Here is a 21,418-nt window from a genome sequence, read left to right as displayed (position 1 = left end):
TGTTTCACAAATCATTCAAATTTAGCAATCCTAGGCTTCCATAAAAAATCAGTTATTCTTTTGCTGAATTAGGGTAATCAATATGTAAATGATCTTACTACATTGGAAAGGAGGCTCATTCTATGATCATTGTTTATTTAAGCATCGCTGTCATCGTCGCTGCCCTCGCTTATCTTGGATATGTTGCATATAAAACATTTAAGGACGCCAAGCCAACGATCGATAGTCTTCAGGAGACAGCCACACGTGTCCAAAATAAAACAAATGCCATCAAAGAAGAAACAGATTCACTTAAGTTTAAACAGCAGAAGCTGATGACTGATTTCGAAAAGAAAAAGAAAGCTGTCAATACTGTTGTTTTTTCAGTAAAACAGACACCTGTAGAATTCAAGAACGCACTTGTCGCAAAACCTGTCGCTGAACTAGAGCAAAAGTATAAAGCGAGACAGTGGAACCGCAAACGTCGCAATCGAACCATGCAGCCACAGTAAAACAGGGCCACAAGCCCTGTTTTTTTATTTTAGCTTCTCCTTGTGACTTTTTACCCATATAGTCATTCCGATTAATTTCCCAACTCGGCAAAAATCAAGGAAAGTCAACGCTTTCTCCACATTAAAAAATTTTTAGGAATTTCGTACGATTGCCGAAATAATATTTAGTGATTATTATGTATAAATATACAAAATATTATTTCGGAGGAATACATAAATGAAGCATAAAAAGATTATTTCTGGTGTAGTGGCTGCAAGTTTGCTGGCATCCGCACCATGGACTCCCGCACTGGCTGAGTCAATCAAATGGAATTATGTAAATGCATACGAAGAAAAGGACGGCAGCTTATTCAACAGCGAAAACTATGATTTTATGAAGTTCTCGGAAATCGGCGACAAGCTTGCGCAAATTGAAAAGCAATCCAATCGTGTGAAGGTCGAAGTAAAAGGCCAATCATCAACAGGCCAGCCCCTTTACGTCGTGACGATTGCCGCCCCTGACTCTAAAGGCAAGTTCGGCAAAATTCAAGCCCTAAGAAAACAAATGTTCAAGAATCCTGGAAAAGCACAAGACTGGATTGAGAACAATCCTGACTTCAAGGTGCCTATCATGATCAATGGCTCCATCCATGGCACGGAGTTTGTCGGTAGTGACGCGGTCATGCAGCTGATCGAACGCTTTGCCCTTGAAAATGATGATACTACCAAAGAGATTCTCGATAATAACATCCTGATTTTCAATGTTGTCCAGAATCCTGATGGCCGGATTGACGCTACCCGCTTCAATGGAGAAGGAATCGACTTGAATCGTGACTTCATCACCCAGTCCCAGCCTGAAACCCAGGAAACTGTCGCATTGATCAAGGAATGGAATCCAATGGTCTTCCTTGATACACATGGCTATGTGAAAAATTATGCACCGAACAAGCAAGGTCTAATTGAACCGTGTACGGTTCCACACAATCCTAACTACGAATATGATTTGTATGAAAAATGGGCGATGGACCAGGCAAAAGCAATGGAAAATGAAATTTTGTCTGATAAGGAAAGCTTCTCAGGCAGCCTCTATCAGGCAATGGAAGGAACTTATATTCCTCAGCGTGATGATGCGGAAGGCTGGGATGATTATCCGCCAATCTTCACTCCAATGTATGCAATGTACCATGGAGCATATGGCCATACACTTGAAGCGCCAACCAATGATGAAGACGGTGTTCGCTGGATGTATGACGCCATCATGGGAGCATTGAAAAACTCAACCGAGAACAAGCAGGAAATGATCAAGGACCAGATTGAGATGTTCAAGCGAGGCATCAATTTTGATCATCCATTCCATGAAGAAGGCTTCTTCCCGACTGCCTATGTGCTGCCTGTTGATCCGGAAGATCCAACCGTGACACATAAGGCTGTCAATCATCTGCAGAAAAACGACATCGAAGTCGTCCAGGCTTCCAAAGCTTTTACTGCCGACGGAAAATCTTACCCTAAAGGCACGTATATCGTAAAAATGGATCAGGCAAAAGCTGGCCTTGCCAATACGATGCTGTGGGATGGCGAGGACATCACCGAAGACGTTGATGCCATGTATGATATTTCAGCATGGAGCCTGCCAGAGCTATGGGGCTTCGAGGCTATTGCGGTTCAAAGCGAGTTTGATGTAACAGCTGCAAAAGTAAATCAGATTCAGGAACTAGGGACAGTCAGCGGCAAAGGTCCATTCCTGATTCCAAACAGTTCCGTGAAAGCCGTAAATCTTGTAAACACACTTCTTCAGCAAGGCGTTACTGTAAAACGGAATTCTGAAGGTGATTTTTACACAGAAGCAGCAGCGAATGTCATTTCTGCAGCAGTAAAAGAATCCGGACTGCACATTGAATCAGCTAAGGTTCCGGCTGATGTGGTTGAAGTGAATGACATGAAAGTCGCTATATTGAAGGATGGCGGCATGAACAAGGCTCAATCTCATTCAGGAACTAAACTGGCGCTGAAAAGACTGGGATTCAAGGTGACGGAAGTGACTCCTGTTGAAGTGGCTGAAAAGGGTCTTGTAGGCTTTGATGTCTTCGTTTTTAGCGGGACGGAAGGGTTGATTGCCAAAAATCAGTCTCGCGCTGGCAATAAAGAGTTCGGTTTCACGACTCCTGAACAATTCGACAGCTTTAAATCGAATGTAGAAGAATTTTTAAATAATGGCGGCAAATATATCGCAGTTGGTGCTGGCGCATCCCTCGCAACAAAGACACTGGGCCTTACGGATGATGAAATTGTCGTCGCAAGTTACAACAGCAACGGCATCGCAAAAGTTGATTACAGCGGTGAAGGTGTGACGGGAGGATATGGCGAGGACGACTTTGGCTTTGTATACCGCCCAGTCTGGTATGAAAACACCGGAAATGATGAAATATCCGCAACATTTGACGACAACACCGATTTCTTTGTAGCCGGTCACTGGAAAAACAATGGTGCCGCACAGGGCAAGGCCGTCATCGTGAAAGAACAGAATAAGGACGTTACATTGATTGGTCTCGAAGCAGGTTTCCGCGACCATACCGATTATCTGTTCCGACTTCTTTCCAACAGCATTTTTGAAAAATAAACTTAAAAGCGCAAGCGCCTTGGTCAGCCCCGACAAGCGCTGGAGGGCCTGACAGTGAAGTCGTTCTTTGGCTTCATTGGCAGGAGCGAAACGTCTCGAGGAGTTAGGAGCCGCAGCTAGACATGCGTCTCGAGGGGCTAGGTGCTGGAGCTGGCCAATTCTCGAAGTGTAAAAGTTAAACTCTTATCCTTAAACAAAAAGCATCGGGTTATCCATTGCCCGATGCTTTTGTTATTTTTGAGAATAGTATTTTTCCAACAGCAGATAATCCTGCGTCTTTTGAACATCGATATGATTAACCAGGGCAAATTCTTCAAGCTCCCGGATGAGCTGTTCGCTGTAAAAGTGAGCAACACCGAAATTGAAGCCTCCTCTCACTTTCACAACTGCATTCTTCGTAGACCAGCCAATGCGGCCAAACTTTATTTTTTTGATATTCTCAGATGTAAGTATTTTTCGGTATATTGTAAACCTAAAAAATTTAATTTTATATTCAAGGTGATTTGAAGTAATCGTTAAATGGATCTTATGTAAAGTAATGACCAGCAAGGCAAGAAGTATTGTAATCCGGATGGTATAGCTTAAACTTGGCAGAATAAGTACGCTCATGATAATAATCGAATGCAAAATATGTTTAGATCCTTTTCCTGAATAAGTCAACTTACCTCCCCCTCTCGTACTCTTCAATTTTACCATATAAAGACAATTTAGAGACCACCTTTTCATGTGATCTGCTTTTTATAGATTTACTCTGTTATCATCCATTTATAGTTTTCATGAAGGTATAACATAAGCGGAGATTTTCCGGCAATTGTACTTAGAGGAAGCTTATGAAGCAGGAATAAGTGGAGATATTCCGGTTAACTGTTATAAATAGAACAAAATCCAGCGTTTTTTTAAAAATAAACGGAAAAACGACCCTTATTTTTGAAGAAATAAGGGTCATTTTCCATTTAAGCGGAACTTTTCCGTTTATCTTTCAAACTCTGTGAGATCGACATTCAGTAAAAAGGAGCCTATAGATAAAGTCCTGCAAGAAAGATTCCCAGAGCCTCTTCATAAATCTCATCGAATTGCGAAAGCGGCAGCGGGTTTATACCGAAGCCAAGTTCGACTGTAAAACCAGGCCTGCGCCAGTCCTGGATGAACCAATCTTTATAGCCGGCATAGCTCTCAATTGTCTTGACCGGCTGGTATCCGCTCACCCGGGCAAATTCATTGACCATTGCCTCCGATTCAGGCGGCTCCAGGTTTTCAAAGCCCCAGTAGATAACCTCTCCCTGGGTATGGAAAGCGAGAACCCTGGCAAAATCGCGTCTTCTTGTCATTTCTGCCATCGCAATTGCTTCCGGCTCGGATAATGGCTTTGGCCCAACATAATCCCTTGGGCCCGGCTGACTTGGGTTGCGTTCTTTTTCAAGCTCCCATTTTGCCGGGAATTGGTCGTTAAGGTCCACCCCTCTGATATTCGCCTTCCAACCGCTGAAATCCAGGCTTCCTCTATTTAATTCTACTACTCTTTCATTCCATGGCTCTGCTTCAGGCGGTCCATTGAGCACAAGATCAACACCGTCAGGATTGACCATCGGCACAATCGATAATGTTGTCTGGCCATAGTAATTCTGCATGGACAGGCCGCGTATGGAGGACTTATTTGTAAGCGCCAAAAGATAGTCGTTCAGAAATGTCATGATGATGGGAGTGGTGATCCATTCATTCGCATGGAAAGATCCATTGTAGTGGACCCGCTTATTGCCATTCCCGATCAGTGTTTCTGGTATGCTTTTACCTAAAACCGAATTTCCGATCGAAGGCACCTTCATGAACGGATAGACATTTTCCAATCGCCTCAAATCACTCATCAGTGCGGCATAATCATAATTCTTCTTCCCCTGGACAATCCGCCAGGAAATTCTTAGCGGGACCTTGACCATTTGTCCGATATACAACCCGTTTGGATTAATATTGCGGTTTGCCAATAGAAGGGCATCCACTTGCAGATTCCTGCTTTGCGCAATTTTCCAAAGGGTATCACCTGCACGGATTCGATAATCAACAGCTGCAAAACCAGGAATCCTTACCGTCTGTCCCACATTCAGTGCATTTGGGTCAATATCACGGTTGGAATCTATGATCAACTGGAGAGGGATGTTGAAAATATTGCTGAAATACCAAAAGGAATCTCCTCTTCTCACATATATATCCATAGCGCGCCTCCTGTTCTTTCAAAGTTGCATCTATACATATATATATGAGTACCTTTTGATTCTATTTCAGAAGATGAAAATTAGCTGGATTTTTTCAAGCCTGTAATAAACGCTGTGACTGCAAGCTTGTAGCTCTCATCCAAGTCCAGCGGCATTCCGAAACCACCTTTATGCTCCAGCGAAGCAAATCCATGCATGAGGCTTCTCAAGCCGCGGACAGCATGGATTGCTTCCTCCTCTGAAAGTTCAAAAGGGCGGATAGCAGATACGACGAGTTCAACGATTTTTTTGCCAGCGTCATGAACCAGCTCATCTGAAGGATCTGGTGCTGATAATGCGAACTCGTACAATCCTGGATTGGTTCTCGCAAAGGCTAAATACGCCCTACTTAATGCCAGTACTGCCTCGCCCCCGTGAGCTTTGCCCTCCGCTTCCTCTGCCAGGCTATTGTACAGTTTCTGTAGTGAAAAAATGGCCATTTCCTTTTTGATTCCCGGCAGGCCGTCAAAGTGGTTATATAATGAAGGCGATTTAATATTGAGCTTCTTGGCCAGCATTGCCAGAGTGATATATTCACTTCCATGCTCATTCGCAAGCTCAGCTGCTGCGATCATGATCGTATTTTTATCAAGCGCCACTTTTGGCCTTGGTGACATGTTTATGCACTCCTTTATTTTGTAAAAGCTTCTTCTGCTTTATGAATGGCTTTTTCTATATATGCTGCAGGATTTCGCAACAGTTCCCCGTGCCCAACCGCAAGAAGTGCTGGTTTTAGCTCCATGATTTTCCGGGCACTCTGAAGTGCTGTGTCCTTATTCCAGGTCGCCATTGCCGGAAAAGGGAACCACGGGATTGTCACCCCTGAAACGGCTGTACCGCCCCTGGTCTGGAATGCATCTCCCGCAATCAGGATGTTTGTTCTCTGGTCAAGGAATGACATCGATCCCGGTGTGTGCCCTGGAGTTGAAATTGCCCGCAAAGAACCGATTTCATCCCCTTCCTTCATAAGAATATCCGGTCTTGTTTTGATGTTTTTTGGTATGCCGCCGCGAATCGGTGTCTGCGGTTCAGTCGAATCAAGAGAGGTATCACCAGCTAAAAGGCGGGAATCGCGAGCAGAAATATAAACTGGAACATCAAGTTTCGCTTTCAGTTCATCAAGCGCACCTATGTGGTCGCCATGTGCATGAGTCAAAACAATTCGCTTGATTTCTTTCCCGATTTTTTCAGCAGCCTGCAAGATTGCTTTCGCACTATTCGGAAGCGCCGCATCAATTAATGTCAGCCCATCCTCCTCCTCGATAAAATAACAATTCACTGGAAAAACCCTTGGCATGAACGTCAGCTGATATAAATACCCCTCTTTGATCACTCTCATTTTTGTGAACCTCCCAATAAAACTAATGTCGTTAGTTTTATTTTAACTAATGACGTTAGTTTTAACAAGCACTAATTGGATAAATTATCAAAAATAGGCCAGTTACTCCGCCAATCTTAGGTTATTGCTGGTATTAGACTGCTTTGATGGCTATTTTTTTGTGTGATGCGCTGTGACCTTACCAGTTTACCGATCCTCATTTCCAGATTGGCGAAGTGTATTTACGGTTGGAATCAATATATTTACGATTGTACATTTTTTATTTACGGTTGTACCAATCTTATTTACGGTTGAACAACATTTATTTACGGTTGTACATTTATTTAAGGTGGCACAACATTATCTCCAGTTGCGGCAGATTTATCTCCAGTTGCACCACTTTTATCTCCAGTTGCACCACTTTTTTCTCCAGTTACATCAGGTTTATCTACAGTTGTAAAACTTTTATCTACAGTTGCCTCCTTTTTATTGTCCAAAAAAAGAAGCACCGACCAAATCGGGCTTCTTTTATCAAACTATAAAACCTTGCTCAAAAATGCTTTCGTCCGCTCATGCTGCGGATTTTCGAAAATCTCATTCGGCTTGTTCTCTTCAACTACAAGTCCTCCGTCCATGAAAATGACGCGGTCACCGACTTCGCGGGCAAAGCCCATTTCATGCGTAACGACGACCATCGTCATTCCTTCGCGTGCCAGTTGTTTAATGACCTCTAACACCTCGCCGACCATTTCTGGATCGAGGGCTGAGGTAGGTTCATCGAAGAGCATGATTTTGGGTTCCATCGCAAGGGCGCGGGCGATGGCCACCCGCTGCTTTTGTCCTCCGGAAAGGGAGTCTGGGTAGGTATCAGCTTTATCTTCGAGACCTACTTTTTTCAGAAGCTCCATTCCTTTCTCCCTTGCCTGCTGTTCGGAAACACCTCGTACCTTCAGCGGCGCCAGCATGATGTTTTCAATCACTGTCTTATGGGGGAACAGATTGAAGTGCTGGAATACCATACCGACCTCTTCGCGCACTTTGTTGATATCCGTCCCTTTATCGGTAATGTCAATATCTTCGATCAGCACATGTCCGTCCGTGATCGTTTCCAGTAAGTTTATGCAGCGGAGGAAGGTTGATTTGCCTGAACCAGACGGACCAATCACAACAACTACTTCCTGTGGCTGAACCTCAACATCTATTCCATTCAACACCTTTTGGCTGCCAAATGATTTTTGCAGATTAGCGATTTTAATCATTCTGTTTTCAGCCTTCTTTCGAGGAGATTTAGTAAAAAGCTAAGCGACAGGGTCAGTAGTAAGTAAATGACTGCCGCGGTGAGGTACGGTTCCCATACTCGGTAGTACTGCCCTGCCATTGCCCGTCCCCAGTACATGATTTCCGGAGTCGCGACGATCGCTGCCAGGGATGATTCCTTGATCAGTACAATGAACTCATTCCCCAGAGGCGGAATCATCCGCTTGAAAGCCTGCGGTAATATGACATACCTCATTGCCTGCACATGGGTCATTCCCAGTGAGCGGGCGGCTTCCATCTGGCCGCGGTCAATCGACTGGATTCCGGCCCTGAAGATTTCAGCTATATAGGCTGCTGCGTTCAGGGACAGCGCGATGATCGTCGCGACAATCCCGTTCGTTTCTCCAATGAGCATCGGAACCACACCAAAATGAATCAGCAGGATCTGCACAAATAACGGGGTTCCCCTAAAGAAAGTGATATACCAGACAAATGGCCAGGTCAGCAGTTTTCGCCGCTGGATCTTGCCGAGACCGATGAACAGCCCGAGGATTGTCCCGATTAAAATTCCGGCCAATGACAGCCCGATTGTCAGCAGCGTCCCTTTTATTAGATAAGGAGTATATTCAACGATAATATCAAAACGAAAATCCATAGCTTGCCCTCCAAAGCCCCCAGGCTCGGGACCATTTTTATAAATTTACAAAAAAATGCGTAACGCTATTTTTCAAGAGTTACGCATCATCATTGAAGATTCATAGGTTATGATTGGTTATTCTGATGCTTCTTGTTCTGCTTTCAGCATTTCAATGTTAGGCTCCTGACCGAACCATTCTTGATAGATTTTTTCATATGTGCCATTCTCGACGATTTTCTTGATTGCTTTATCAAAGTCCGCTTTCAAATCTGTACCTTTTGGGAACAGGATGCCATAGTATTCCGCCTCGAAGCTGTTACTGTCTTCAATGACCTTTAGTTTTTCTTTCGGATTGTTTTTAGCGTACACTTCGACGACGCCATTATCAGCAACGACTGCATCTGCTCCGCCAGAAAGCATTTCCATGATGGCCAAATTGTTGTTGTCGAACTTTTTGATGTCCTTATTGTTCTTGCCGAGAAGCTTATCCATTGCTTCCTGCCCCGTTGTTCCGTTCTGGACAGCCACTACCTTGCCTTTTAGGTCAGCCGCAGTTTTGATATCGCTGTCTTCGCGGACAAGGATTTTATTGGTGGATAAGAAATACGGCAGCGAAAAATCATAAGTCTGCTTGCGCTCATCATTGATGGAAATCGAGGAGACGGCCATGTCAGCCCTCTTACTCTTGATTTCCACAAAAATCGGATCCCAGCCGACATTCTCAAACTTTAGTTCATACCCTGCTTCTTTCGCGGCTGCCTTAAGGAAATCGATATCGAAACCAACAATTTTGTCGCCTTCCATGTACTCAAATGGTGCATACGCTGCGTCCGTGACGACTCTTAATTCCTTCTTTTCAGCGTCCGATTCCCCTCCGCTTGAGCTTGTACCGCAAGCCGAGATTACAAGCGCCATGATTGCCATCATCACAATGGCAAGAAATCTTTTTTTCATTTCTGATAGCCCCCTCTTTTAAAAACGTACAAAACTTTACTAATTTATATGTAATCAGGAGGGCTTGTATTACTTTTTAAGTGATAAGAAAAACTTATATTTATAGATTCATACCTTGTCATTTCCTTATCTTTCCTTATAGATTAGAATTTTTAATAGGGAGGGATTGAATATGACATTCAAATTTAAAGCGATCGATCATATACAGCTAGCAGCACCTAAGGGTTCGGAAGAACAGGCACGGAAATTTTTTGGAGAAATATTGGGCTTTGAAGAGATTGAAAAGCCAGCTGAGTTGAAAAAGCGTGGCGGAGCATGGTTTCAATTCGGGAATTGCCAAATCCATATTGGCATTGAGGAACCTTTTGTACCCGCACGGAAAGCCCATCCGGCATTTGAAATGGAGAATATTGAAGGATTGAAACAGCATTTGACTTCTACAGGAATTGATTACATTAAAGATGACAAGTTGCCAGGCGCAAATCGCATATATGTCAACGACCCATTTGGGAATAGAATTGAATTGCTCGAATGGCTGAAATAATACCTGCTTGCTGTATTGGTTTTCAATACAGCAAAAATTTGGTATAATATTTAGAAAAGCGAAATATTCGCACTGAGAAAGAAGTGTTGATGGAATGACCCAGCAGCAAAAGGCGAAACGCAACTTGAGGATCATGTGGTTCGCGAATTTCTTTATCGCCGGCAGCATGACAATGGTGATGCCCTTTCTCTCTTTATACATTGAGACGTTCGGTGATTTTTCAGAAAGGTATGTCCAAAATTGGTCGGGCTTGACCTTCGGGATTACATTCGTTACTGCATTTCTATTCTCTCCGGCAATCGGAAGGCTTGGAGACCGGTTCGGCCGGAAAATGATCCTGATTTTCATGGCTTTCGGCATGGGCTTTTCAGTTTTCCTGTTAGGATTAGCCAATTCTGTATGGGAATTATTTTTACTTAGGATGTTCATGGGGTTATTCTCAGGTTTCATCCCTGTGTCGCAGGCTCTGATATCCACGCAGACGTCAAAGGAACAGGCCGGCAAGGTATTAGGAACTCTCCAGACAGGCAGTATAACCGGCGCCCTTCTAGGACCGATGATCGGCGGGGTACTTGCCGATTCCCTAGGCTACGCGGTAACCTTCCAATCCACCTCGGCCTTCATCGTCCTGTCAGGATTGTTAGTGTTCATGGTGATGGAATACAGGGTTGATATCAAAAACGGATCAAAAACAAATTACAGCCGCAAAGAAGTTCTTCAGCATATCTTCAAAAACCCAATCATGGTGAATGTCCTGCTCATGTCCATGCTTGTCCAGATTGCCCATTTCAGTATCCAGCCAATATTGTCTCTATATGTTGGTGAGCTGCACGGGCCTGAAAATCTCGCTTTCTTTTCTGGAATCGCCTTTTCGGCAGCAGGGCTCGGCAACTTGTTGATGGCACGGAAATGGGGGCAAATTGCCGACCGGGTTGGCTACATTAAAATACTTGTCTTGCTCCTGTTTTTATCAGCGATCATCTATCTGCCAGGCGGTTTTGTGGGGAACATCTGGCAGCTGGTGCTGATCCGGTTCCTGCTCGGAATCACCATCGGAGGAATCATACCAGTCAGGGTTGCCTATATCAGGCAAGAAGCACCGGTGGCCATGCAGGGAGAGGTACTCGGCTACAACACAAGTCTCCGTTTCTTCGGGAACATTGTCGGTCCAATACTAGGCGGTTTTCTTGCCGGATACTTCGGCTTCAGCTCAGTATTCGTATTGACAAGCGTGCTGCTGCTCGTAAGCGGCATTGTCCTATTTGCGTCGATGCAGCGCAATCCGAAGTTCGTCAGGGATACATTTTAAACATGCCAAAAAAGACTGAATCTTAGCGGATTCAGTCTTTTTTCATTTGCTTTTAATATATTCCTCCCTCTTCGCACGTCGTTTGCATTCAGTTGCAAGATTTACTGATTTTTAATTGCAGTCTGGGGAATCATTTACATTAGAAGATATTATATATGAAGAAAATCGGGTGATTTCATTTGGAAGTACAAGCCTTACAAGAAGTCGAAAAACTGGCTTTAAAGAAGCACAAAATTTTCAAACAGAGCAGGACACGCTATTTGGCAAGAGCTGCCTTGGCTTCGATGTTCATCGGCTTTGGGGTGATTGTTGCGTTCAAGACGGGAAATCCATTTTATGTGGAACACTCGCCCTTTGCCTACCCTATAGCGGCCATTACATTCGGTGCAGCCATTATCCTGATTGCCTATGGTGGAGGTGATTTGTTTACAGGCAACACCTTTTATTATACGTTTACGGCACTGAGAAAAAGAATGGCCTGGGTGCAGGTGGCCAGGATGTGGATTTACAGCTATATCGGGAATATCATTGGCGCAGTTGCGTTCGCTTTTTTGATTTACACAACAGGATTATTTAATGATCATTCGGTAAATGGTTTCTTGTTGAGTGTCGCTGAAAAAAAGACACTTGCACCAACTTCAGAGCTATTTTTCAGGGGAATTCTCTGTAACTGGCTCGTCTGCCTGGCATTCTTCCTGCCGATGTCAATGAAGGGCGACGGAGCAAAAATGTTCGCAATGGTGTTCTTCGTCTACTGCTTCTTCATATCGGGCTATGAACACAGCATCGCCAATATGTGCACCTTTGCGATCAGCATGGTCCTCGATGACCCACAGTCCGTTACCTTTGCAGGTGTGATCCACAATTTGATTCCCGTGACGATTGGCAATCTCATTGGCGGCGGGATTATGATGGGCTGGATGTATTATTATGCGAACAAACCATTTTTTGAGGAATGATAAAAGGCTCAGTTTGTACCTGAGCCTTCCCTTTTGAATTTGATCGCAATTTGAGCTGCCAGCATGGTGGATCCTAGAAAGATGGAGGCAAGCAGTGTTTGATTACTCAACAACTCTTTTGAATACACTGCTACATTCATTGAAAACCAAAACAGACTGCTTACGGCAGCGGCCGCGAAGAACAACCCCCATATGAACTGCTTGACCTCCCTGTACCAACGGCTCCCCTGGAGATGCTTTATGTAAAAATAAAACATGATATATAAGACCAAAAAACAAACGAATAACTGTATGGAAAATTCATAGAATCTTCTACCTTATCTACCACAGCGATGTTCGCTAGAAATAGCAGTTGGAAGATAAGAAAATAAAAAACGGCAATTAATAATAAAACCCATTCTGATATGTATATAAAGATCTTTCCGTAAATTACCGATCCCTCCTCTTTTTTAATGAAAACTAATGAAAAAGCTCAGAACTTAGGCAAGCCTTTCATTAGGCTATTCTTTCATTTTTTGAAATGTGCTTACTGCAGGTACAGTTTATTTAAACAGCTCGGTAGTATAAAGACTAAAACCAATGTATACACCTGCTCATTCCATAAGTTCTTTTAGTCTTTTATTCGCCTCTTCATTTACCTTAATTGGTTCTTCCGAAACTGCAGCCGGAATGACATATTCTTTTAGCAGAGCGTCAAAGTCATTGCCTGAAGCAGTCTGTACAGCTACGATATTGAGGTCGGGAATGACTCCAATGAACTGTCCATGCGCTCCCATCGCCTCATATACTTTGTGGCCATCCATTTCAGTCAGCCAGAAATAGTATCCATAGTTTTCGCCCCCGGGAATCTCTGTAGCTGCCTGCGGAGAAATAGATTCTTCGACCCATTCCATCGGAACAATTTGGTTGCCGTCCCATTGGCCTTTATTTAAATATAAAAGACCAAACTTAGCCATATCCCTCGGGGTCATAAAGATACCAGCACCGCCCATTGATATCCCCTTTTTATCAGGGCTCCATCGGACACTATTCATGCCTATTGGTTCAAAGAGCTTTTCAAAAGCATATTCTGATGTTGTTTTGCCCAGCCTTTGTTGGAGGATGGCTGAAAGTGTGTGCGGATCACCACTCGAGTAATTAAATTTGCCTACCTGCTCTTCGTTGATCTGCTGATCCAGATAATACTTCACTTGATCCTCGCTGTTATCCCAATTTGTCCAAACGCCTTTGTTTTCCGTCCACTCCGGCCAATCGAATCCAGTGGTCATCGTCAGTAAATTCTTGATGGTCAAGTGTTTCTTAGCCTGTGACATATTTTCAATTGGTACATCATGAAAAAAGTTCAAAACCCGGTCTTCCAATTTAATTACTTTTTCTTCAGCTGCAATACCAGCAACAGCCCCGAGAATGCTCTTGGTAACTGAGTATACATTATGGCTGCTGTTTTCTGAATATGTCCCACCATATTTTTCCCCTACGATGTAGCCGTTTCTTACCACTATGAAACTATGGACTTTATCATTGCCTTCAAGCTGTTCATAAAGTTCCACAAGCTTGGAGCTATCCATTCCCTGCGCCTCTGGCAAGGACGTTCGCCATTGCTTTGTCGGCCAATAAGCCTCCGTCTCTTGAAGAATAACTTCTTTCTTGCTCTCTGTTACTGCACCCTCTTGATTAGAACAGCCACTGCCCAGTAAACTGACCCCCAAAACCACTGACATTAAAAGTCTCTTCATCGTGATATCCTTTCCTCATCGAATTGACTGTTTTACCATAAGTTCTTTATATTCTTGCTAAAGCTTCCATATTCCTCCACCTTGGAACGATAAAAAAGCCGGATTTAGATTGGCTCTAAATCCGGCTTGCTTGTTTTATTTCCAAATAGAGCAATTTGATCGACTAATGTTTCTGCTTATAATAGGTAATCCCCAGCGCAAATGCCAGCACGGTTCCCTTCACGATATCCATTGCGTAATACGGTACAGACATCATCACAAGCCCGTTTTGCAAAATTCCGATCAGTACCGCTCCTACAAATGTGCCGAACGCATTCGGCTTGCCTGCACCCAGAACGGAAAAACCAATGAATGCAGCGGCTACCGAATCCATTAAATAAGGGGATCCTGCATTGATTTCAGCAGTCATGACACGTGAGGCCAAAACAATCCCGCCAATTGCTGCGAATAGCGCAGACAGCAGGTAGGCAGCCGTTTTATAGCGGTTGACCGGAATACCCGAAAGCCTGGCCGCCTCTTTATTCCCGCCAATCACATACATATAGCGTCCGTGCTTTGTGTACGTCAGGAATATATGGACAATAATGACGGCGATCGCCATGATCAGGATGATCCACGGAACCTGCCCTATTTTAGCGAATAACGGGCTAATGGTTCCTGTTGAAAAACTGCCATCAGGAAGAATCATATTCTCCGAAACTGTTGCGCCCTTCGTATAAGTCAACGCTGTTCCCTGGATGATGAACATCATTGCCAGCGTCATCAGCATATCTGGAATCTTAAGCTTGACGATCATCAACGAATTGATTGCCCCTACAATCAAGGCGGCTGCGATCGCTGACAATACCGCAATTAAAGTGTTCTGCGAAAACCAGACAAACATCGAGATGACGATAGCGTTGGATAGTGATGCTACTGAGCCGACAGATAAATCAAAACCATCCACAGTCAGCGAGATGGTGATCCCGACCGCGATGATCGTCACGATTGAAATCGAGCGCAGGATATTGATGACATTATCTCCGTTGATAAAAGAAGGATTTGCTGCCGCGAAGATTGCGACCAGGACAAAGATGGTCAATATCGTCCCATATTTATATAGGAACTGGAACAGTTCGAATGTCTTTTTGGGTGTTGGCTCTTGCTGCAATGGGAGTTTCGCTTCCATCCTACCTTCCTCCTGTTGAATAAAATAAAAGTTCTTCTTCTGTTGTTTCGTTGGTTACCAGCTCCTTGACAGGTTCACCGTCATAGAGCACGTAAACCCGATTCGTGATGCCGACGATTTCGGACAGCTCGGATGATGCATAAATGACGCCCTTCCCTTGAGCTGCAAGCTGGGCAATCAGCTCAAAAATATCCCGTTTCGCACCTACATCGACCCCCTTGGTTGGCTCATCAAAGATATACACGTCTGCATCTGCAATCAGCCACCTGCCAATCGCCACCTTCTGCTGATTCCCGCCCGAGAGGTTTTCGACCCTCGCATTTTCTGAGGAAGTCTTGATTCCGAGAGCCTTTATGTATTCCTGTGCAGTTTTTTTCTCAGCCCGACGGTCGATAAAACTGAAATATTTTGAGAATCTCTTAAGATTGACAGCTGTAAGATTCGCGGTAACTGATTCTGCGACAAGCACACCTTCCTTGCGCCGCTCTTCTGGCACAAGGGCCAGGCCGCTTTTTACAGCTGCATGAGGACTTGTCAGTTTCAGGTTTTCTCCTTTTAACTTTACGGTTCCACTCTTTATTGGCACTGCGCCAAACAACGCTTTGCATAGTTCAGTCTTTCCAGCTCCTACAAGGCCGGCCAATCCGACAATCTCTCCTGTCCTTACATGGAGAGAAGTGTTTTTTACCTTATCTCCATCTGTTAGTCCTTCAACTTCCAGAAGGGTTTCACCAGACTTGCTGACCCTTTCCGGGAATTGGTCTTCCAGCTTACGGCCGAGCATGTATTCAATTACCAGCTGAGTGTCGACTTCAGGAATAGTCTTTTTAGCGACCAGTTCGCCATTTCGCATAATTGTCAGCTCATCACACAGTTCAAAAATCTCTGGCAAGCGATGGGAGATGAAGATGATGCCCACATTCCTCTTTGCCAGGTCCCTTGTAATTCTGAACAGTTCAGTCGTTTCGATATGGCTGAGAGGAGCGGTTGGTTCATCAAGGATTAAAAATGAACATTCACTTGAAATTGCCCGGGCAATCAGAACAAGCTGTTTTTCGGCGAGGGTCAGATCCCCGGCCAGCTTTTTTACGGGAATCTGTAGGTGCATGTCTGATAAAATGGCCTCTGCCTGATTGAAAAGCTGTTTCCAATTCACCCAATGCTTGTTTTTCATTCCCTGCACTGTGTGATTAAGCATGATATTTTCTGCTACAGTCAGCGACGGGATGATTGCTGTATCAACCTCCTGGTATACCGTCTGGATTCCGAGTTTCTGCGCATCTGCCGGCTTGCGGATTTCCACCTTCCTGCCATCAAGCTGGATTTCACCGGTGAAATGGTCGTGTGCTCCAGAAAGCACCTTCATTAATGTGGATTTGCCAGCGCCATTCGCACCGATCAACGCATGGATCCTGCCCGTTTCTGTGCTGAAATCCACCTTATTCAGCGCAAGCACTCCCGGAAACTCAATACTGATGTTTTTCATTTGAAGTTCCATCCCGATGTCTCCTCTCTATCATTCTGCAAAGCAGACACTCTCTTAAGTTTGAGAGTGCCTGTTTTGATTGAGTGTAAACTGGAAAAAATCGCACAGAATTTCCAATTCGCTATAAAAGTGAAATTCTCGCTATATAAATTGAAAAGTCGCTATAAAACCAATAAAGTCGCTATATTATTGAAAAAGTCGCTATATAATCGAGAAAGTCGCTATATAATATTTTTTTCAGCTATAAAAACTTCTCAACCAACCATTTCCATATTTATTTCTTATAATGATCCTTCAATTTCTCCATCCAGTCTTCCAAAAATGCATCGGATTTGCCCCAGCCTTCGATGATTTCAGCTAAATTTGCCATGTTCACCGGTTCTTTTGACTGCTGCAGCTCTTCCTGTGAAATCAGTGATGCTTCAAGGTCATAGCTTGCTGGAGTTTCTTCACCGGCAAGCTTTTTCGCAAGCAATCTCATATTCACTTCCCCAATCAGCTTCGGGTCAACAGCGGCCGTGTATTTCCATGAGCTTCCATCTCCCTGGATTTCCTGCAGGTCAGCATTGGAAACATCAATTCCGTAAATCTTGATTTCATCGCGGCCTGCTTCCTTGATGGCACGTGCTGCACCGATCGCAAATGCGTCCCAAGTTGCGAAAATCGCGTCAATTTCTCCTTTTGGATGCTTATTCAACATCGCTGCAACAGCGTTCTGCGTCTGTACGCTAGTATCGGCTGCAGCCACTCCGAATCTCTCAACCTCTTTGATTCCTGGATTCGCCTTTAAGGTTTCCTGGTAAACTTTATTTCTTCTTACCATCGGCGGGAAGCCATCTACCCATAGATAAACGATATTTGCTTCGCCATTTTGGTCTTTCACAAGCTGGTCTAGCGCCTGAGTGGCGAGGGCTTCATCGTCCTGGGAAGTAAGAGTGACACCTTCTACCTGAGCAAGGTCTGGATTCGAATCAAAAGTTACAACACTTTTGCCCTCATCCACTAACTTTTTCACATCATCTACTGTTGCCGCATCGTCACCATGCGAGATGATGAATCCATCATAATCCTGCTGCAGCCCTTGGTTAATCGCGTCATGGAATTTTGCTGTATCTCCATTCGCAGTAAAAACGTCTACCTTAAAGCCAAGAGCTTCTCCTTCTGCTTTCGCTCCGGCTAAAAATTGTGCAGTATGGTCGTCTCCGCCAATCTTGCGGATAACTTTAATTTTGACTTCCTCACCTTTGGCAAATCGCTCCGGAACTCCCTCAACAGGACCGGAGGCCGTCTTCGTCTCTCCTCCGCCACAGCCTGTCAGCAGCAATGCGGAAGCAACTGCACCTAAAAATACTTTTTTCATTCCTTTTTTCATCTGAATTTCCCCCTTTGATTGATCTGCCTGACTAACACAAATAAAAAAACCTCTCCAGAAAAGAGAGGTTTCAAACGCAGTAAAAATGCAAAGGTCGGATTCCTCTCTTATCTTTCAAAACAAAAAAATTGTTTTGCAGGATTTAGCACCAATTCCACTTGGAACGGTTGCTGGGCGTCATAGGGCCAGTCCCTCTGCCACTCTTGATAAGAGAATTTCTTTATTGAGTTAATGTTGCAAATCGATAAATTTTACTTTAAACTCCTATACTCATATTGTCAATATTATTTCGAAAATTTAATTTTATTCTTTTTTCACACCAAGCAAAAAGGAAGACTCCGCTTAGGAATCTTCCTTTTCAATTAACCCCTTCCTGCTGCGGTCATCCATTCAAACTGGCGAAGCTTCACTTCGTACAGTGTCAAAGGGTCGCGGTACAGTTCTGGGTTGATTCTCATTTTTTCAAGTTCCGTCTTGCCATACTCGATTTCGGAATTGGCATCTTCCACTGCTTTTTCTAGAACGTTGAATGGATTTTTGAAGAACAGGTTCACATCTCGTTCAATCGATTTTTCAAAAATCTCGAATTGCTGCAGGAATCTTTTCGCAGTGGTTACGCCGATCTCATAATAATCTTCTGTCTCCAGATAGGTTTTGTATCGGTTATAAAGCATCGCATTGTTTTGCGGCAGCACGCCTAGCAGCTTGCCTGCGCTCTTCAGGAAGAATTGCTGTGGTGTCGAGCGGTTCATGATGTTGATTTTTTCATAGTGAACGCCGTTCGTCATCCGGCTTGCATCGCGGCGCCAATCATCAAGTACCCTGAAATCGCAGTCCAGGCTGATCCGTTCATCTCCATACATCGAGTTGAAACCGTCAGCCATTTCATTCAGGTAGTTTTGGCTATGATCGAATTCGTCCTTCGAATGCTGAATCCAGCTCTGCAAATCCTCATGGAATTTCGGCAACAGTGTTTCATCAAGATATTCTCTTATCTTCTTGTTCATCGCTTCATCCATTTCAGTATGGATTTTTCCGAAATCGCTATCCTCTGTTACCAATTCAGAACAACTCCGCAGGATTCCCGGAATTTTTTCAATGATTTCCGTACGGGTTTCGTCCTTGATTTTACGGTACGACTTCTGAATGGATTTCGATTTCTCTTCCTCGATGTCACCCAGCTGATTGATCGCACCATTCAGCTTGCTTACCATCTCTTCGTTCCAGCTGATTGTTTCCATATGGTCATTTTCAATTTCAATCCGTTTATCAAGCAAATATGTGATCGCCCTTCTCACAAAGAATTGCAGTTTTGCTATGCGCTCCTGCTCGAAGTCTACTGTGCTTCTGTTTGCTTGGATAAAATCAGAGAAATCTCTCAACTGCTTGCCTATGTCATAAGTAGCTGAGAAAGCGAACATCTTTGCTTCAGGATAGTATTGGCTGATTTCCGCTGATGTTTGGTCAAATACTTCTATTGCCTCTTGCTGACTGTAGACAGCATCTATTTTATTCAACAGGAAGTGAATAGGCAGCTGCGGGAAGTACTCGGAAATTTTCGTGAGGATTTCCCTTTCTTTTTCCGTAAAAGGGTCATTTGCGTTAAGCACGAATAATAGGCTGTCAGCAAACCTCAAGTAATTGTACAGCGGATGATTGTCATAGTTATTACGATTGATTCCTGGAGAATCAATTAGCGCCAACTGATGGTCGTGCAGGAATTGGAACTGAGCTCTGAAGTCAATGATCGTTTCCTTTTTATGGTTCTGGCGGCGAACTCCGGCGGATTCCTTAAAGTCCTCGAGATCCGTGATTTGGCGGACTGCCGTATCATTAATTTCCTGGATTTCCGGATTCTCATCGTTCATGAACCTGATGACAGCACCAGTGGGAGAGGTAATCAGCTCGTCGCCAACAATCGAATTGACGAAGGATGACTTTCCATTTCCAGATAAACCGGCAATCAGCAGATTATGGACATTGGTTTCCTGGAGCTCACGGACCATCCATTTTATCCTGTTGCCTACTTCGATTTCATGGTTCTCAGCCCACTTAATGATGGTCTCAAATAACTGCATGCTATCTTCGTATCCATTATCGTATTGGCGAGAATTCAGGACAAGGTTCTCCGCGTCGTGAATCGCCGACGTGGTAATGGTTCCTGGAAAAACCTCATTCCAAGCAATGATTGATGATGCTGAAACAAGGCTGTTAACTGGACTCGTAATTTTCAGCCAGTTCGTCAGCAACTCAGGAATCAGCGGTGAGATTTCCTTAATCAACCGATCTCCATTAATCAATTCGAAGTAAGTGTCCTGATAGACCGCTGAAAGATGGGTCCAGCCATCTCTTCTATTGCCGTCCATCCCACTGAACAACTGGTTGAACTCCCTCAGCCATTTCATATAGGAGCTTTGATCCCGATAACTTTCCCACAGGGATACAGACAGCTGTTCAAACCGGCTGCGGTCCACCTGGAACAGCACCGATAACGCCTCGTTAAAATAAGACGGTGAGAACTGTCTGGTATGCCCCTGTTCTACATACTGATTCAAGACGTCAAACCACTTTGGCGAACCGGTTCGGACTCCTTCATTGACTGCCAGTTCAACGGCATTTTCCCAGTCGTGATGCTCTTCAAAGAAAGCACGGGCAATCCCTGTAACGCCCGGATAATCCGGATCCAGCTGCACAGATTTCTTGATGACAGCAACCGCTTTGTCAAGCTTCCCCTGTTCTATGTAAAGCGTCAAAAGCTGCAGCCCGCTTTCAATCCTGAGAATATTGCTTTCTGTATCAATCGAAAGGTACAGTTCCTCTGCAGATGTGTGCAGACCAATCTCAAGGAACGCATCACCCATGTTCTTTTTCGCCCATGGCTCCAGTTCATTCGTGATATTTTCCCATTTAAAAATAGCCGCTTCGTAATCTCTGTTATGAAAATAGACCTCTCCCTGAGCAAAACGGATGTATGATAAATCCGGCATATCATTCTTCTGCTCTTCAAGGTAAAGCTCCCCGAGGACACGAATAGGATGTGCCTGATTTCCTTGCTCCATATAAGTTTCAAAGTACGACTTTTTGATTAATTGCTCTTCAATTGTCATGACCTTCCTCCGACCTCTTTATAATATCAATCCAAAAAAAGAGCCTTCAGACTCCTTCAGGCATAAAAAATTGTTCTAACTAACTATACTTTTTCCCTATGCCGGCTTACGCTCAAACCTTATCATTGTATTCTATCAAACAATTTTTCATGCAAGATTTCAGCCAGCTTTCAGTTTTGCTACAAGCACTGCTAAATTTGTAACTTTTTTAATAAACGATCCAATTTTTTGCCAGTTA

Annotated in this window: 18 protein-coding genes and 1 riboswitch; of the genes, 5 read left to right on the top strand and 13 right to left on the bottom strand. The window is 44.0% G+C overall.

The window, feature by feature from the left end; genetic code table 11:
- Positions 1–122: 122 nt before the first annotated feature.
- Together LGO15_RS05380 and LGO15_RS05375 are read left to right on the top strand one after the other, a co-directional pair.
- Positions 123–491, top strand: a complete 369-nt coding sequence (locus tag LGO15_RS05380; RefSeq protein WP_226087024.1) for a DUF948 domain-containing protein — start codon at positions 123–125, stop codon at positions 489–491.
- A gap of 217 nt (positions 492–708) precedes the next feature.
- Entirely contained in the window at positions 709–3,087 is a 2,379-nt protein-coding gene (locus tag LGO15_RS05375) for a M14 family zinc carboxypeptidase (RefSeq protein ID WP_226087023.1), read from the top strand.
- Positions 3,088–3,318: 231 nt separating this feature from the next.
- Here LGO15_RS05375 and LGO15_RS05370 read toward each other — a convergent pair whose 3' ends face one another.
- From LGO15_RS05370 to LGO15_RS05335, 8 genes are all read right to left on the bottom strand, one after another.
- On the bottom strand, positions 3,319–3,747 hold the full coding sequence (locus LGO15_RS05370) for a hypothetical protein (RefSeq protein WP_226087022.1): 429 nt from the start codon (positions 3,745–3,747) through the stop codon (positions 3,319–3,321).
- A gap of 356 nt (positions 3,748–4,103) precedes the next feature.
- Positions 4,104–5,294, bottom strand: a complete 1,191-nt coding sequence (locus LGO15_RS05365; protein ID WP_226087021.1) for a M14 family metallopeptidase — start codon at positions 5,292–5,294, stop codon at positions 4,104–4,106.
- An 80-nt stretch (positions 5,295–5,374) separates the two neighbouring features.
- Positions 5,375–5,950, bottom strand: coding sequence for a TetR/AcrR family transcriptional regulator (locus LGO15_RS05360; protein WP_226087020.1), 576 nt, complete (start codon positions 5,948–5,950; stop codon positions 5,375–5,377).
- Between the two features lie 14 nt (positions 5,951–5,964).
- A complete protein-coding gene (locus tag LGO15_RS05355; protein WP_226087019.1) occupies positions 5,965–6,672 on the bottom strand; it encodes an MBL fold metallo-hydrolase in 708 nt (235 codons plus the stop codon).
- Between the two features lie 323 nt (positions 6,673–6,995).
- Entirely contained in the window at positions 6,996–7,148 is a 153-nt protein-coding gene (locus LGO15_RS05350) for a hypothetical protein (RefSeq protein WP_226087018.1), read from the bottom strand.
- 39 nt (positions 7,149–7,187) lie between these two features.
- Positions 7,188–7,910, bottom strand: a complete 723-nt coding sequence (locus LGO15_RS05345; RefSeq protein WP_167833381.1) for an amino acid ABC transporter ATP-binding protein — start codon at positions 7,908–7,910, stop codon at positions 7,188–7,190.
- Entirely contained in the window at positions 7,907–8,563 is a 657-nt protein-coding gene (locus tag LGO15_RS05340; RefSeq protein WP_167833380.1) for an amino acid ABC transporter permease, read from the bottom strand. Before LGO15_RS05340 ends, LGO15_RS05345 begins: the two co-directional genes overlap by 4 nt.
- A 117-nt stretch (positions 8,564–8,680) precedes the next feature.
- Entirely contained in the window at positions 8,681–9,499 is an 819-nt protein-coding gene (locus LGO15_RS05335) for a basic amino acid ABC transporter substrate-binding protein (RefSeq protein ID WP_226087017.1), read from the bottom strand.
- Between the two features lie 172 nt (positions 9,500–9,671).
- Here LGO15_RS05335 and LGO15_RS05330 point away from each other — a divergent pair, with 172 nt between their 5' ends.
- From LGO15_RS05330 to LGO15_RS05320, 3 genes are all read left to right on the top strand, one after another.
- Positions 9,672–10,043, top strand: a complete 372-nt coding sequence (locus tag LGO15_RS05330; protein ID WP_226087016.1) for a VOC family protein — start codon at positions 9,672–9,674, stop codon at positions 10,041–10,043.
- A 94-nt stretch (positions 10,044–10,137) separates the two neighbouring features.
- A complete protein-coding gene (locus LGO15_RS05325; protein WP_226087015.1) occupies positions 10,138–11,352 on the top strand; it encodes an MFS transporter in 1,215 nt (404 codons plus the stop codon).
- Between the two features lie 179 nt (positions 11,353–11,531).
- Entirely contained in the window at positions 11,532–12,311 is a 780-nt protein-coding gene (locus LGO15_RS05320) for a formate/nitrite transporter family protein (RefSeq protein ID WP_226087014.1), read from the top strand.
- A gap of 593 nt (positions 12,312–12,904) precedes the next feature.
- On the opposite strand, the gene LGO15_RS05315 is transcribed toward LGO15_RS05320, so the two are convergent.
- The 5 genes from LGO15_RS05315 to LGO15_RS05295 all read right to left on the bottom strand — a co-directional run bounded on the left by LGO15_RS05315 (position 12,905) and on the right by LGO15_RS05295 (position 21,180).
- Complete coding sequence (locus LGO15_RS05315; protein WP_226087013.1) at positions 12,905–14,047, bottom strand: serine hydrolase domain-containing protein; 1,143 nt, start codon at positions 14,045–14,047, stop codon at positions 12,905–12,907.
- Positions 14,048–14,210: 163 nt separating this feature from the next.
- The gene (locus LGO15_RS05310; RefSeq protein WP_226087012.1) at positions 14,211–15,215 is read right to left on the bottom strand and encodes an ABC transporter permease; all 1,005 of its coding nucleotides are present in this window, start codon (positions 15,213–15,215) and stop codon (positions 14,211–14,213) included.
- A 1-nt stretch (position 15,216) separates the two neighbouring features.
- Entirely contained in the window at positions 15,217–16,713 is a 1,497-nt protein-coding gene (locus LGO15_RS05305) for a sugar ABC transporter ATP-binding protein (protein WP_226087011.1), read from the bottom strand.
- Positions 16,714–16,975: 262 nt separating this feature from the next.
- A complete protein-coding gene (locus LGO15_RS05300) occupies positions 16,976–18,073 on the bottom strand; it encodes a sugar ABC transporter substrate-binding protein (RefSeq protein WP_226087010.1) in 1,098 nt (365 codons plus the stop codon).
- A gap of 104 nt (positions 18,074–18,177) precedes the next feature.
- Positions 18,178–18,286, bottom strand: a riboswitch (SAM riboswitch).
- A gap of 149 nt (positions 18,287–18,435) precedes the next feature.
- Positions 18,436–21,180, bottom strand: a complete 2,745-nt coding sequence (locus tag LGO15_RS05295) for a dynamin family protein (protein ID WP_226087009.1) — start codon at positions 21,178–21,180, stop codon at positions 18,436–18,438.
- Positions 21,181–21,418: the final 238 nt, after the last annotated feature.

This window comes from Mesobacillus sp. S13 (genome assembly GCF_020422885.1).
GTDB lineage: Bacteria > Bacillota > Bacilli > Bacillales > Cytobacillaceae > Mesobacillus > Mesobacillus selenatarsenatis_A.
The sequence above is the reverse complement of the archived record's forward strand: the minus strand, read 5'-3'. Positions and strand labels throughout refer to the sequence as shown.

Coding starts and splice junctions, on each gene's coding strand:
- LGO15_RS05380 (WP_226087024.1), top strand. CDS start 123: ATGATCATTGTTTATTTAAGCATCGCTGTCATCGTCGCTGCCCTCGCT.
- LGO15_RS05375 (WP_226087023.1), top strand. CDS start 709: ATGAAGCATAAAAAGATTATTTCTGGTGTAGTGGCTGCAAGTTTGCTG.
- LGO15_RS05365 (WP_226087021.1), bottom strand. CDS start 5,294: ATGGATATATATGTGAGAAGAGGAGATTCCTTTTGGTATTTCAGCAAT.
- LGO15_RS05360 (WP_226087020.1), bottom strand. CDS start 5,950: ATGTCACCAAGGCCAAAAGTGGCGCTTGATAAAAATACGATCATGATC.
- LGO15_RS05355 (WP_226087019.1), bottom strand. CDS start 6,672: ATGAGAGTGATCAAAGAGGGGTATTTATATCAGCTGACGTTCATGCCA.
- LGO15_RS05345 (WP_167833381.1), bottom strand. CDS start 7,910: ATGATTAAAATCGCTAATCTGCAAAAATCATTTGGCAGCCAAAAGGTG.
- LGO15_RS05340 (WP_167833380.1), bottom strand. CDS start 8,563: ATGGATTTTCGTTTTGATATTATCGTTGAATATACTCCTTATCTAATA.
- LGO15_RS05335 (WP_226087017.1), bottom strand. CDS start 9,499: ATGAAAAAAAGATTTCTTGCCATTGTGATGATGGCAATCATGGCGCTT.
- LGO15_RS05330 (WP_226087016.1), top strand. CDS start 9,672: ATGACATTCAAATTTAAAGCGATCGATCATATACAGCTAGCAGCACCT.
- LGO15_RS05325 (WP_226087015.1), top strand. CDS start 10,138: ATGACCCAGCAGCAAAAGGCGAAACGCAACTTGAGGATCATGTGGTTC.
- LGO15_RS05315 (WP_226087013.1), bottom strand. CDS start 14,047: ATGAAGAGACTTTTAATGTCAGTGGTTTTGGGGGTCAGTTTACTGGGC.
- LGO15_RS05310 (WP_226087012.1), bottom strand. CDS start 15,215: ATGGAAGCGAAACTCCCATTGCAGCAAGAGCCAACACCCAAAAAGACA.
- LGO15_RS05305 (WP_226087011.1), bottom strand. CDS start 16,713: ATGGAACTTCAAATGAAAAACATCAGTATTGAGTTTCCGGGAGTGCTT.
- LGO15_RS05300 (WP_226087010.1), bottom strand. CDS start 18,073: ATGAAAAAAGGAATGAAAAAAGTATTTTTAGGTGCAGTTGCTTCCGCA.
- LGO15_RS05295 (WP_226087009.1), bottom strand. CDS start 21,180: ATGACAATTGAAGAGCAATTAATCAAAAAGTCGTACTTTGAAACTTAT.